We start from the raw sequence: 12762 nt of genomic DNA, 5'->3' as shown, positions 1-12762 counted from the left end.
CGCTTATGAATTAGCCAGCCGCCTTCGTCTCAGGATATAATTAACAATATATCATAAAAGATATGAGCATTTCATAATGAGGAGTGAAGCATACTTATGGACCAGCAGCTTCTGGCACAAATCAACCTTTGGCATGACGAAGAAGCATTCGAGAGCATCGTTGATCGATTGCAGCAAATCCCTGAAACCGACAGAGATTATGAGGTCATCATCCAGCTTGCCCGCGCCCTTAACAATACAGATCGTTACCGTGAGGCACTACAGCAGCTTTCCTTAATCGCCGAGCCAGGCAAAAACGACCCTTTATGGCATTTTCGCCAAGGCTATGCTTATTATTTTCTAGCGCGTTATGTGGATGCCTTACAAGCTTTTGACCTGTCCAGCCGCTTGGACCCCCAATCGGAACCAACCTTGGAGTTTTTGGAGTGGACCAAGCCGCTCGCCGAAAAAATGGTGCTCCAGCATAAGCGCTATGTAGAGGAAAGCGCAGCGGTCGGGCAAAATCGCGGCACCGGGAATGACGCGCCCTTCGCTTCGTTCGATTTACAAAGCTTTTGGGAGGACAGCGATTACGCCCGCAAGTCTTATGTGCTGCCCCCTCCAACCACTGAGCTGATCTCATCCATTGAGCAGGAGCTTGGCTACAAACTGCCAGCCTCCTACATTGCTCTCATGAACAGCCAAAACGGCGGGATTCCCGTCAATTGCCGTTTCCGATCGGAGGAGCCGACCTCCTGGTCAGAGGATCATGTCGCGATTACGGGCATTATGGGCATTGGACGCAATAAATCCTACACGCTTGGCGGAGATTTAGGGAGCCGGTTCATGATCGAAGAATGGGGCTATCCAGACCTTGGGATCGTCATTTGCGACTGTCCATCCGCAGGCCATGACGTCATTATGCTGGATTACCGCTTCTGCGGGCCAGAAGGCGAACCTGCCGTCGTTCACGTTGATCAAGAGGACGAATTTAACATTACTTATTTGGCATGCAGCTTTGAACAATTTATTATAGGGCTCGTTCACGATGACGTGTTCGATAGATCTGCTGAGGAGAAGGAAGCGGATCTGAAGAAGGTGGCTGAAGGCGCATTTTCCCCTTTATTGACTGAGCTTTGTGCTGCTGTGACGGAAACGGATAATCTGGAAGGAAAAATCCGGTCGATTTGCACCCAGATTACCGAGGAGAAAGGGTATTTCGTCTTTCAGGCTGACGAGCTGTCTACCTTGATGTATGATTTGCAATTTTGGCTCTATACGAAAACTTATCCGAATCCTGCACGAAAAAAATATATTGACGACTATGATAAGTTGATCGCATTCGGCGAAGGCGAGTTTAGCACAGGCGGCTATGCGCCAGCCTTTATTACGGACTGGCTCGAAGATCGCATCAAGCTGGGAAAAATCATCGTAATGGATCGTACACTCGCCATGACGGATGAAGCTATCGAGCAGGTGCTTGAGCAGTTAAACAACTATGCAGTTCCTAACAATAAAGCAGTGCTTCATACAGAGTCTGACGGGATTACAGCACAATTGCAGCCTTTTATCTTTATTGACCACGATAATAAATCATGGTCTGTTATTCTAAATGCCGGTACCTACAAACAGGAACTGTTTGATACGAGGGCGGATGAAGGTTTTGAAGGCAGCGGCTATGACTGGAGCTCGCTCGCCGCTGTATTTTTGGAGGAAAAAATGCCTGAGCTTGCCGAGCATATCCACTTCGACTCAGAGGCAGATATGTTCTGCGTGTACGCCAGCAATCGGGAAGCCATGGTGAGTTTTGCATTGGCCTTCAAAGCAGCTTGCGAGGATCATGATTTAATCAGCGATCTATTTACTCGCGCCGAGCTGGATTAATTTTATGTAACGACTTGCCTTTATTATTAAGCGTTGCTAACTCCCTTTTGTTTCATAATCGGTAATCCAAAAATGCCCGATGCGCTCCTATAAAGAAGCCTTCGGGCATTTTTCCTAGCTTGTTAAGTTTATTTAGCTCGTTTTGCGAGAATTATAATATAGCTCCGCTCACCAAATTTCCTTTATACCACACGGCCTGCCGCTGCGCTTTTCGGGCAATAGCCTCCGCCGAGCAGCTTGCGTGAAGCAATACAAAACTGGCGGCATCGCCAACCTTAGGCCAAACCTGCTCGCCTTGAGCATTGAGCGGTGTAATTCCGCCTGTAATTAAGGCAAGAGTCTGGGACAAGGAGGCTTCCTCTTGGCAACCATACAATTCTGCGAATCGTCCTGCCTTATCCAGCAAATCCCCGCTCCCAAATGGAGACCAGTGATCCGTGAGACTATCGGTTACCAGCTTCACCTTTACGCCTTGACGGCTCAGCATCGGCAGCGGCATATTCATTTTCCCAATCGGTACCGTGGAAGCGATGGACATGCCAAGCTGAGCCATTCGCCCAGCCATTTCTTTTGCCTCCTGCGGCTTTGCGCCTGAATTGAGCTTGGAATATGCGGCTGCCGCTGGAGCTAGGTAATTTCGAAGTGCTGGAGCTTCCTTCGGAGCCCTTTTATTTCCTGACCGCGAGCAATGTCCTGCATCCCGCAGACAAATGCTCCTACCGTGATATTCAGCGTTATCCACTTATTTTACCTAGTGCGGAAGGGCTTGGACTATATAAAAGCATTATTCAGCAATTTACCGAACGCGGCTTGCAAGCCAATGTGATCGGAGAATGCTCTGATATTTCCCTATTGTTGAAGTGGGTAGCCTACGGGGATGGAGCAACCATTGTTCCGCAGTCCGTTCTTGAGCTGCATCAAGGCTATGACATTCAATCGTTTGCCATTTCAGACAGTGAACTGCATTTTGCCACTGGGCTCATCTGGCTAAAAGACCGTTATTTGACCAAAGCAGCACAACGCTTTATCGAATTAATGAAGCAGGAAATCGTTCATCTTCGATTGTGATTTTCCCATGCTCCAGCACCATAATACGGCTGCACATAAGCTGTACGGCTGCCAAATCATGCGAAATAAACAAGCAGGCAAAACCAAGCTGCTGCTGCAACCTCTGCAGTAGCTTTAAAATCTGGGCTTGGATAATCATATCCAGGCTGGCGGTCGGCTCATCCAAAATAATAAAGTCAGGCGCAATGCTGATCGCCCTGGCTATGCATACCCGCTGCTTCTGGCCTCCGCTCAGCTCATGGGGATATTGCCGCATGACGCTAGCTGGAAGTCCAACCCTATCAAGCAACAGAGCAGCCGCTTCATCCCGTTTATATCGGCTATCACCTAAAAATGCAGGTGCTTTGTCCTTGAATATATCGAGCGGCTCCATTAACGAATCCACAATCATCTGCCTCGGATTTAAACTGGCTGCCGGATTTTGAAATACCGCTTGAATACGTCCGCTTATGAACGACCTCGCAGCAGCTTTCCGGTTATGCAGCGGCATTTGCTGGAATAGGAGCAGGCCTTGGTCAAGCGGCTCCATAAGCATCAAGCATCTAGCCAATGTGCTTTTACCACTGCCGCTCTCACCGACCAGCCCTAAACATTCCCCTGCTTTCAGCGTAAAAGATACTTGATCCAGCACCTTCATGCCTTTGCCTTTCGGGTATGTTTTGACTAGATTTTGGGCGACGAGCAAGCTATTCGCTCTGCTGGCCTCTAGACTCCCCCCCTGCTCCCGCATCGTTTGCTGGGCGTCTACTGGCTGTAACTGTAGCATCAGTTCTCGTTCAGACTTTACGGTTGGTGATGACCATGAGCTGGGCTCAGCCGCAAGAAGCTGCTTCGTATAGGGATGGGTTGGCGCTTCCAGCACTGCCCGCACATTACCCGATTCCAGCATACAGCCCTCGCGCATAACAGCCACTTCATCCGCATAACGCCTGACATGCTTTAAGTCATGTGTAATAAACAGAATAGCGCAGCCGATTCGTTCCTTCATCTCCATGAGCAAACGGAGTATTTCCTCTCCCGTTGCATAATCCAGCGCAGTCGTTGGTTCATCGGCAATAAGCAGCTTTGGCTTAAGCAGCAGCGCGGCTGCGATGGAGACCCGCTGCAATTGTCCGCCACTCAGCTCAAAGGGATAGCTGTTATATACGCGCTCTGCCGGCAGACGCACCTCGCCTAAGCTGGACAATATTTGCACTTTCCGCTCCTTGCGGCCTAAGCGGCTATGCGCTTGCAGCGTCTCATCCAGCTGCTTCCCGAGTCGAATAAAGGGACTGAACATGCCCGCATAGTCTTGAAAAATATAAGCAATCTCCTTGCCCCGCAAGCTGCTTAGTTGTTGGGCTGGAAGCTCTGAAAGAGATTGCCCCTCGAACAAAATCTGCCCTTTCGTCACGCGCACAGCATGAGGCAGCAAGCCGCCAATCGCGAGGCCGGTCAGCGTTTTTCCGCTGCCGCTTTCACCAATTAAAGCAAGCCATTGCTGCTTTTCAATAGATAGATGAAGGTCATGAACTAGCTGCTGCTGCCCTGCGTATAAGCTAAGTCCTGTTATTTTCAATATGCTCATTGCTTGTTCTCCTTTACTCTCTGCTACGTTTCACATCCAGCCGATCACGTATCCGGTCACCCCACGCATTGGACAATAGGACAACGAGCATAATGGCAAGTCCCGGTGCTAGCATTAAATAAGGGGCCTGGTGAAAATAGGCGCGGCCTTCATTCAGCATCGCTCCCCATTCTGGTGATGGCGGCTGAACGCCAAGTCCAATGTAGGAAAAAGACGCAATCATCAAAATGACTTTGCCCACATCCAGCGAAGCAATGACGATGACGTTACTGAACGTTTGCGGCAGCAAATGCTTGATCACGATATGGAGCGGGCTTAGTCCGTTCAAGCGGGCAATCGCTATATAATCCTTATGTTTTTCAGACCTAACACTATTGCGCACGATGCGCGAGTAAGCGATCCATTTGACCGCCGCAATGGCAATGATTAGATTGAATATATCCGGCCCTAGCAGGCCGCTTAACACAATGGCAATCATGAAATCAGGGAAGGCGAGGAAGGAATCCGACACCCGCATAAATAGGCGATCCACGAAGCCGCCCGCATATCCCGACAGCAGACCAACAGGAATACCGATACTCAGCGCTGCCACAAGCACGATCAGACTCGCGCCGATCGTATTCCGCCCTCCAATGAGCAGGCGCGAAAACAGATCTCTGCCCAGTCCATCTGTTCCGAGCCAATACTGTGCGCTCGGCGGCAGCAAGCGGTCATGAAGATTCACTGCATACGGATCATGCGGAACGAGGAACACCGAGAAAACAAGCACAGCAAAAAACAGCAGGGCCATATATCCTGCAAGGCTTACCTTTTTCATCGGCTCTCCCCTTTCAAACGCATTTCCGGGTTTAGAGCATGATTCACCAAATCTACCAGCAAATGAATAAGCGTCACGGCAATTCCCATCACGACCATATAACCTTGAATGACCGGATAATCTCTGCTCTGAATGGCATCCACAATGAATTTGCCCATGCCCGGATAAGCAAACAGCACCTCAATGACAACCGTGCCGCCAAGCAAGCTGCCTATGCTGACACCGAACATCGTCACAACGGGCGTAAGCGCATGGCGAAAAGCATGGCGGAGCAAAATTTTTCTGCTGCCAATGCCGCGCGACCGTGCTCCCCTTATAAAATCCTGCGTTAAGCTGTCCATAAGACTGGAACGAATCAAGCGGACATAAACGGCTGACATCGTCAGACCGAGCGTCAGCGAAGGCAGCACAAGATGCCAGGGCGTCCCCGTTCCCATGGACGGCAATAAGCCCGACCTTACGGATAGCCCTTCTATTAAAAGAAGCCCTAGCCAAAAGCTAGGGATAGAAGTACCCATTACAGCAAGGAGACGGCTTGCGCGGTCAATGAATCGATTGGGATAAAGGGCCGACAAAGCGCCCAGCGGCACCGCAATGAGCAATAAAATGAGCAGCGAGCTCCCGGCAAGCAGCAGCGTTGCTGGCATTTTACGAAGCAGTTCCTCGCTTACGGGCCGATTCGTCATGTACGACTTTCCCAAATCGAGTTGTGCCAGCCCGGCAAGCCAGTTGCCATACTGAACCAATACTGGCTCGTTGAGTCCCAGCTCTTCCCTCTGTTGCTTGATTTCTGAGCTTGTGATGGCAACGTCATCTGAGCGAAGCATTTGCTTAACGGCATCTCCCGGAGCAAGCTTGACGAACACGAAGCTGACGAAGGAGAGCAGCAAAATAAACAGGACAAGCTCTACACCCCTTTTCCAAACGATGCTCATTTCCCTTCCACATCCAATTGGTTCGTCAGCATATAATATTCGCTTTTACTCGTTACCCAGTTTTTCACCTTATCCCGGTACACAACGAGCGTATTCGGATGTACAAGGTAGGAATAGTACGTTTCTTCATCAATACGGGTAAGCGCCTGTTTAATTAAAGCATTGCGCTCATTCGTGTCCACCGTCTGATCCAGCTCACCAATCCAAGCGCTCAGATCTTGGTCGTTGATTTTACCGAAATTCAGAGAGCCCTCCGGCTTAAAGGCTACATTTAGAAAATAACTCGCATCCCCGCGCGGCGCAATTAACGGGCTGTAGGTGCCCAAATCCCAATCGTCCTTCTCGAGCAAATAATCCTCATATTTATCGACTTGTGCGATCGTAATGGTAATGCCAAGCTCTCTCGCTTGCGATTGCAGCACTTGGGCCAACAAGGGAAATTCCGCACGGGAAGCGTACGTTACCAGCTTTAGGGAAAGCGGCTGGCCCCCCTTGGTCACCTTGCCCTGCTCGACCTCATAGCCTGCTTGCTTAAACCATTTGCGAGCAGCGTCCACTCCGCTTTCCTTCGGGTCATAGGCGGGCACGAACGGAAATTGTGGCAAAAAAGGACCGCTGGCGACCGTCGCTTGGCCGCCCATAATGGCGTCCTTGAGTTCATCGCGATTGACGAGCGCATCGAAAGCTTTGCGAACGTAGCTGTTTTGAAAATCCGCATGGTTCGTATTGAAAATAAGCTCATGCGTCCGCAAACTGACGACTGAATCCAAATGCAGGCTGGCGTCGCTTTTCATCGTTTCGATGCTTTCTACTGGCGGCCGGTACACAATATCTACATCCCCAGCCATAAGCGCTGACAAGCGGGCATTGGCATCTTCATTAAAGCTGAAGGTCGCATGGCTGAGCTTTGCTGCACCGTCCCAATATTCCTCGTAGCGATCCAGCTTTAGCGAGCTGCCCGAAGTGAACGCGGCGACTTGAAACGGACCGGTTCCAATTGGCTTTTTATCCGGCTCCGGTGCAGATACGTCAATAATCGCTGTATTCGGATGTACTAGCTCTGACGGAAACTGGGGAAACGGCTGCTCCGTCGTAATTTGCAGGCTTTGTCCGCTCGCCTCCATTTGCTTGATTTTCAAAACCTGCTTCACGCCCGGATTTTGCTCCATCGCCCGTTCTAGTGATAGCTTGACGGCATCCGCATCGAGCGCCTTGCCATTTTGGAACGTAACCTGCTCCCGGATTTTAAACGTCCAACGCTGCCCATCCGAGGTGCTCCACTCCTCCGCCAGCCAAGGCTGGATTTGAAGGTCTTCGCCCAGCTTGACCAGCGTTTCCACGACACCTGCTCGGAGCGGGGTATAATCCAGATGGGGGTCTATCGTTTGGCTCGCAAAGTTAAAAAGGAAGGTCAGCTCCTTCTCGGGCGGCTTGGCTTGTTCTCCGTTCGTGCTTGACCCGTTCGAACAGGCTGCCGCGAGCAGCAGCAAGCTAATGAGAAGAAATAAGGGAATGATTTTTCGCATAGGCAATGTAAGCTTACCTCCATATTTTCAAATGATACAAGATTACCTGCCTCATCGTACCTTAAGAAGCTATGAATGGTAATAGCCCGATCGAGCTATTGAAGCGCGGAAAATGTGACAATAATAAGCCAAGCCATCGTTCATTTACAGCACAAACATGCTGTGCTATGCTCAAATTTAGAGATTTTAAACTATGCAAAACAGAAAGGCGGCGTTCCCATGATCCTCGTAAGCTCCTGCCTCGCAGGCATGAAGGTGAGATATAACGGGACGGATTGTTTAGACGAAACCGTTCGCAAGCTGCTGGATGATGAGCAAGCGATAGCGGTATGTCCAGAGCTGCTTGGGGGCTTCTCCACCCCTCGGGAATCAGCAGAAATTGTAGGCGGGAATGGGGAGGATGTGTTAGCTGGCACAGCCTCTGTCATCGACAAATCAGGTACGGACGTGACGGACCTCTATATAAAAGGTGCATATGAAACGCTTCACCAAGCGCTTGAATTAGAAGCCACAGTAGTTGTGCTTAAAGAGAACAGTCCCTCCTGCGGCAGTACAATGATTTACAATGGACAATTTTCGGGTGAAAAGAAAGCTGGAAATGGCGTGACATCAGCGCTGCTCCGCCAGCATGGCATCAAGGTCGTTTCTGAAGATGGGCTGCAGGCTCTGACGCTCCCTTGAACATGAACGCCATTGCCTTTTGCAAAGGCTGATCACAATTGAATTTTTAATGCAGACAGGCTAAAGTTTAGCCTATCAAGTTTTTATAAGCGTCAAGGAGGAGTATGTTATGCAATATGCAACATTCGCGGGCGGCTGTTTTTGGTGTATGGTTACCCCTTTCGAGGAGCTGCCAGGCATTCATAGTATTATTTCTGGCTATATGGGCGGTCATCAGGAGAATCCGACTTATGAGCAGGTGAAAACAGGCGAAACAGGACATGCCGAGGTTGTGCAAATTGCCTTCGATCCGCAGCTGTTTCCTTATGAGCGTCTGCTTGAGCTATATTGGCCGCAAATTGATCCGACAGATGAAGGCGGACAATTTCAAGATCGCGGCAGCCAGTATCGCACGGCGATTTTTTATCATAATGAAGAGCAGCAGGCTTTGGCGCTCGCTTCCAAGCAGGAACTGGAGAGCAGCGGACGCTTCGACAAACCGATCGTAACGGAAATTCGGGCGGCAGATACGTTTTATGTGGCGGAGGAGTATCATCAAAATTTCCACAAGAAAAATCCGAAGCATTACAAAGAGGATCGCTCACAATCAGGCCGCGACGAGTTTATTGAGCAAAAGTGGAAATAAAGCTTGTAATAGTGCCATGAACATCAAACACCTCGTCAGGAAATTGCTGGCGGGGTGTTTGGCTTTACAGGCTTGCTTTCGTAGACCATACGTTAGACTGCAATGGAGTTCTCTCCTTGCTAGCCATTTGCCCGCTGCTGCTTATTAGCTACAGCGACAGCTTGGGCACAGCGCAGCATCAGCAGGCAAAAAGACCGGTTATGTCCAATATAAAAAGAGGACAGGTCATAGCGGTTCCGAGCCGGTTCGAACGTTACGAGCAGACGATGCTTCATCCGCTGCATCGCCAGCTGAATGAAACACTCCGTCTGCTCACAAGCCGGAAATGTAATATATGCGTACAAAGAATGATCCTCCGGCTCATCCAGCGCACTAACGCCAGCGCATGAAAACTCCGTCGGTATGCCCTGCTCCTTAAGCAGCGTGAGCGCAGGAAGCAGCTCCGCATCGATCGCGACATGCCCCAGCAGCAGCGTTTGCTTTGGCCGCTTCGTTATTTTTTCACGCTCCAGCCAGCTGTGCAGCTCCCGCTCACGCTGCTGCCAGCGCAGCGCAGTATGCATGCTTATTATCTTTTCCGCTTCGCAATCCATACTTATCTTCTGCGACATGCTTTCTCACCTACCTTCTCTTCGTATGGCATACGCCGAGTCTGCCCTTATCATTACTCAAAAAAGCTTACGTTACACCTCGATGATTTTCGGCTTATATTCGGTCAAGGCCTCTTGTATATGAGACTGGAGCAGCGAGCTGCCCTCAATAATCGCTTTACGCTTTGCCTTAAGCACGATTTGCTCCATATCCGCAAAGCTGCACCCAGCAAGCAGACTGGCGGCCGTATCATAAATAGGCTCCTGCTGCTCAAAGTCTCCAATTAACAACGATATATATTCGTACCTACTGCGATCATCCGGCATGCCGTAATGCATTTTCGTATCGAAGCGCCGCCATATCGCATTGTCCAGCTCCTCCTCCAAATTGGTTGCCGCAATAAAAACACTTTCGCAATCAAATTCGTCCAAGCATTGCAGCAGCGTATTAACGACGCGCGCCATTTCCTTCACTTCATCATTGTTTTCACGCGTCCTCGCTATCGCATCGAACTCATCGAGAAATAAGACGCAGGGCGTCGCTTTGGCGTAATCGAATATTTTGCGGACATTGCTCGCCGTCTCTCCTAGATGGCTGTGGATAATCGCATCGAGCCTGACCAAAATAAGCGGAACATCCAGCCGCTGCGCGATGTAGAAAGCAGTCAAAGTTTTGCCCGTGCCTGGCGGCCCGTACATGACAACTTTGTTCGGAATCGGCACATCATGCTCCTCAAACTTCTCCTTCATGCCCATAATCGTGAAAAACTCTTCTACGATTTGCCGATTCATCGGCGGCAGCACGATGCGTTTCACCTTTTTCGCACAATCCTTCGGGCTGTAAAAGCTAGCCATATCCGTTCCCTTGGCTCTTGGCAGGCGGTGATTGCCCTGATTTTTGCTCATATTGGGAAGCTCTTTCGTTTCATGTTACACGCGAAAAGCCCGACATAGCGGTCGGGCCATTGCGCTAAATGGTGGCCTTACGTTTAAGAAATCCAGAAGATGCCCTCCTGATCGATTTCAACCTGCTCCAGCAGCTGCTCGAAATGAGGATGCGGTGCAATCGCGGATGCTGGCCTCCAGCCGTCATTGCCGTCAGTGGCATACACATGCCACTGGCTTTGCTTCCATTGGAACTGGACGATAGGTGCTCCTGTCCATATCCGATTTTCAAAATCCGGTAGCTCCTCGGTCAAAGTAAGCCGATTACCGTCCCACTCATAGGTTAAACGGACAGCTGAACGCACATTCGGGGGGATTTTGCGGCTAATGTAGCCGTCCAGTATTTTTTCCAACCTGCGGGTCGTAAATGGGTCCATGCCCTCCCCCCTTTCGAACAAATTTTCATTTCCTTTTATATTGGCTTACCTACGTTACCAGCTTGCTTTCTTGATGCCGGGAATTTGCCCTTTGTAGGCAAGCTCGCGAAATGCGATACGCGACACTTTAAATTTACGCAAGTAGCCATGCGGCCTGCCCGTCAGCTCGCAGCGGTGATGCAGCCGGGTTGGCGATGCGTCGCGCGGAAGCTTGCTCAGTCCGATATAATCCTTGTTGTCCTTGAGCTGCCTGCGAAGCTCGGCATAACGCGCAACCGTCTCCTGTCTTTTTCTTTCCCTAACTACTTTTGATTTTTTAGCCATTCTTGTCGTCTCCTTTTGTTTATTCGTAAACTTTACGATTTATTATAACGCATGGGCTAGGTTTTGGAAAGGGGGTATGAAAGCCTTATTGGCTCACATACTCCTCCCCCGCCTGCTGCACCCATTGCACGAACAGCTTTGCCCCTTCCGTCAGCACCTCTTCATCTATATCGAATAAGGGATGATGCACCGGATACACCGTTTTGGCTGTCGGGTTGGCTATGCCAATAAACGCGAATGCTCCCGGCACCTCGTGTACATACAGCGCAAAATCCTCCCCAGCAAGGCTTGGCTTGTCCAAAATAACAACCTTATCGTCACCCAAGGCGATTCGCCCAGCCCGAACAGTCAGTTGAACGGCTTCTGCATCATTAAGCAGCGGCGTTCCTAGCCGATATTGCGACGTATAGGTGCCGCCATATGTACTGGCTACGGCATCTGCTCTCTTTTCCAGCAACTGATGTATTTGTGCAGTCAGATCTGGGTGAAAAACGCGATACGTCCCGCTCAGCTTGCTTTCCCCCGCAATGGCATTAATCGCAGTACCAGCGTGCAACGTACCGAATGCGAACACCTTCGTCTCCCATGGGTCCGTTTCCACTGCAAGCGCAAATTTAACATCAGAAACGAATTGCACCGCCATCGACAGCGCATCTACAGCCAAATGCGGCGTACTATGATGACCGTTCAATCCTTGAAAAGCGATATGGAAATGCGAGGATGCCGCCATCGCCTCCTTGCGATGTATGCCAACAACGCCTGTAGGCAGCTCGGGCCACACATGCAGCGCAAAGCAAAGGTCAACGCCGTCCAGCACCCCAGCCTCGATCATATCTCGGCCTCCGCTTATCATCCGCCCATCTATTGGGCTAGGAAGCGCACTTTCCTCCGCAGGCTGAAACACAAACTTAATCGTTCCGGACCATATGTCTCTGTGCCGACTGAGCGTTTTAGCTGCTCCGAGCAGCATCGTCATATGGGCATCATGCCCACAGGCATGCATAGCCCCTTCGCTTGTTGAACGATAGGCAAACGTATTTTCCTCCGTGATCGCCAAGGCGTCCATATCTGCTCGCAGTACGATCGTCGGTCCCGGCTTATCGCTGGTGAGAATACCTACAACGCCTTTGCCAAAATGCTTTCCGACATGCCGTTGAACCTGCAAGCCCCATTCCGATAAATAATCCGCTACCTTTTCTGCTGTTCGGTCCACCTCGAATAATACCTCGGGATGCTTGTGAAAATCTCTGCGCAGTGCGATCAATTCCTCCCGCAACGTGTCTACATAGGCAAGAGCAGCTTGTGCATTCATAATAATGGCCTCCTTATATAGAAATCTTTTTTTATCCTAGATCGACATACGCAAAAAAGCGGAAACATCCCTTGTAAAAGGATGTTTCCGCTTGTACGGTCAACTCTATTTTCAATAATAGGTATGCCCTAG

Annotated in this window: 14 protein-coding genes; 4 read left to right on the top strand and 10 right to left on the bottom strand. The window is 50.1% G+C overall.

Annotated elements, in window-relative coordinates:
* The first annotated feature begins 96 nt into the window (after positions 1-96).
* A complete protein-coding gene (locus tag AC50X8_RS06395; protein WP_494879102.1) occupies positions 97-1863 on the top strand; it encodes an Imm51 family immunity protein in 1767 nt (588 codons plus the stop codon).
* Positions 1864-2014: 151 nt separating this feature from the next.
* On the opposite strand, the gene AC50X8_RS06390 is transcribed toward AC50X8_RS06395, so the two are convergent.
* On the bottom strand, positions 2015-2428 hold the full coding sequence (locus AC50X8_RS06390; RefSeq protein WP_494879101.1) for a hypothetical protein: 414 nt from the start codon (positions 2426-2428) through the stop codon (positions 2015-2017).
* Between the two features lie 44 nt (positions 2429-2472).
* On the opposite strand from AC50X8_RS06390, the gene AC50X8_RS06385 reads away from it, so the two are divergent.
* Entirely contained in the window at positions 2473-2931 is a 459-nt protein-coding gene (locus tag AC50X8_RS06385) for a LysR family transcriptional regulator substrate-binding protein (RefSeq protein WP_494879100.1), read from the top strand.
* Here the strand turns inward: AC50X8_RS06385 and nikE are convergent.
* The 4 genes from nikE to nikA are packed head-to-tail and all read right to left on the bottom strand — an operon-like array spanning position 2888 to position 7776.
* Positions 2888-4498: a nickel ABC transporter ATP-binding protein NikE gene (gene nikE / locus AC50X8_RS06380; protein WP_494879099.1), complete on the bottom strand. Its 1611-nt coding sequence runs from the start codon at positions 4496-4498 to the stop codon at positions 2888-2890. The genes AC50X8_RS06385 and nikE overlap by 44 nt on opposite strands.
* 13 nt (positions 4499-4511) lie before the next feature.
* Complete coding sequence (gene nikC, locus AC50X8_RS06375) at positions 4512-5315, bottom strand: nickel transporter permease (protein WP_494859830.1); 804 nt, start codon at positions 5313-5315, stop codon at positions 4512-4514.
* The gene (gene nikB / locus AC50X8_RS06370; RefSeq protein WP_494879098.1) at positions 5312-6250 is read right to left on the bottom strand and encodes a nickel ABC transporter permease; all 939 of its coding nucleotides are present in this window, start codon (positions 6248-6250) and stop codon (positions 5312-5314) included. The genes nikC and nikB overlap by 4 nt, the downstream gene beginning before the upstream one ends.
* Positions 6247-7776 carry a nickel ABC transporter substrate-binding protein gene (gene nikA, locus AC50X8_RS06365; RefSeq protein WP_494879313.1) on the bottom strand — a complete coding sequence of 510 codons (1530 nt, stop codon included), beginning with the start codon at positions 7774-7776 and terminating at the stop codon, positions 6247-6249. The genes nikB and nikA overlap by 4 nt, the downstream gene beginning before the upstream one ends.
* 219 nt (positions 7777-7995) lie before the next feature.
* Here nikA and AC50X8_RS06360 point away from each other — a divergent pair, with 219 nt between their 5' ends.
* Together AC50X8_RS06360 and msrA are read left to right on the top strand one after the other, a co-directional pair.
* Positions 7996-8457, top strand: a complete 462-nt coding sequence (locus AC50X8_RS06360; protein WP_494859826.1) for a 2-thiouracil desulfurase family protein — start codon at positions 7996-7998, stop codon at positions 8455-8457.
* Positions 8458-8566: 109 nt separating this feature from the next.
* Complete coding sequence (gene msrA / locus AC50X8_RS06355) at positions 8567-9082, top strand: peptide-methionine (S)-S-oxide reductase MsrA (RefSeq protein ID WP_494879097.1); 516 nt, start codon at positions 8567-8569, stop codon at positions 9080-9082.
* A 119-nt stretch (positions 9083-9201) separates the two neighbouring features.
* Here msrA and AC50X8_RS06350 read toward each other — a convergent pair whose 3' ends face one another.
* From AC50X8_RS06350 to AC50X8_RS06330, 5 genes are all read right to left on the bottom strand, one after another.
* Positions 9202-9693 (bottom strand): hypothetical protein, encoded by a 492-nt coding sequence (locus AC50X8_RS06350; protein ID WP_494879096.1) that lies wholly within the window; start codon positions 9691-9693, stop codon positions 9202-9204.
* 72 nt (positions 9694-9765) lie between these two features.
* Positions 9766-10578, bottom strand: coding sequence for an AAA family ATPase (locus tag AC50X8_RS06345; RefSeq protein ID WP_494879095.1), 813 nt, complete (start codon positions 10576-10578; stop codon positions 9766-9768).
* A gap of 83 nt (positions 10579-10661) precedes the next feature.
* A complete protein-coding gene (locus AC50X8_RS06340) occupies positions 10662-10994 on the bottom strand; it encodes a DUF3024 domain-containing protein (RefSeq protein ID WP_494879094.1) in 333 nt (110 codons plus the stop codon).
* Positions 10995-11048: 54 nt separating this feature from the next.
* Positions 11049-11318, bottom strand: coding sequence for a 30S ribosomal protein S14 (gene rpsN / locus AC50X8_RS06335; RefSeq protein WP_494859818.1), 270 nt, complete (start codon positions 11316-11318; stop codon positions 11049-11051).
* Between the two features lie 85 nt (positions 11319-11403).
* Positions 11404-12630, bottom strand: a complete 1227-nt coding sequence (locus AC50X8_RS06330; RefSeq protein ID WP_494859817.1) for a M20 metallopeptidase family protein — start codon at positions 12628-12630, stop codon at positions 11404-11406.
* Positions 12631-12762: the final 132 nt, after the last annotated feature.

This window comes from Paenibacillus sp. JT22N15 (assembly GCF_059383755.1).
The sequence above is the reverse complement of the archived record's forward strand: the minus strand, read 5'-3'. Positions and strand labels throughout refer to the sequence as shown.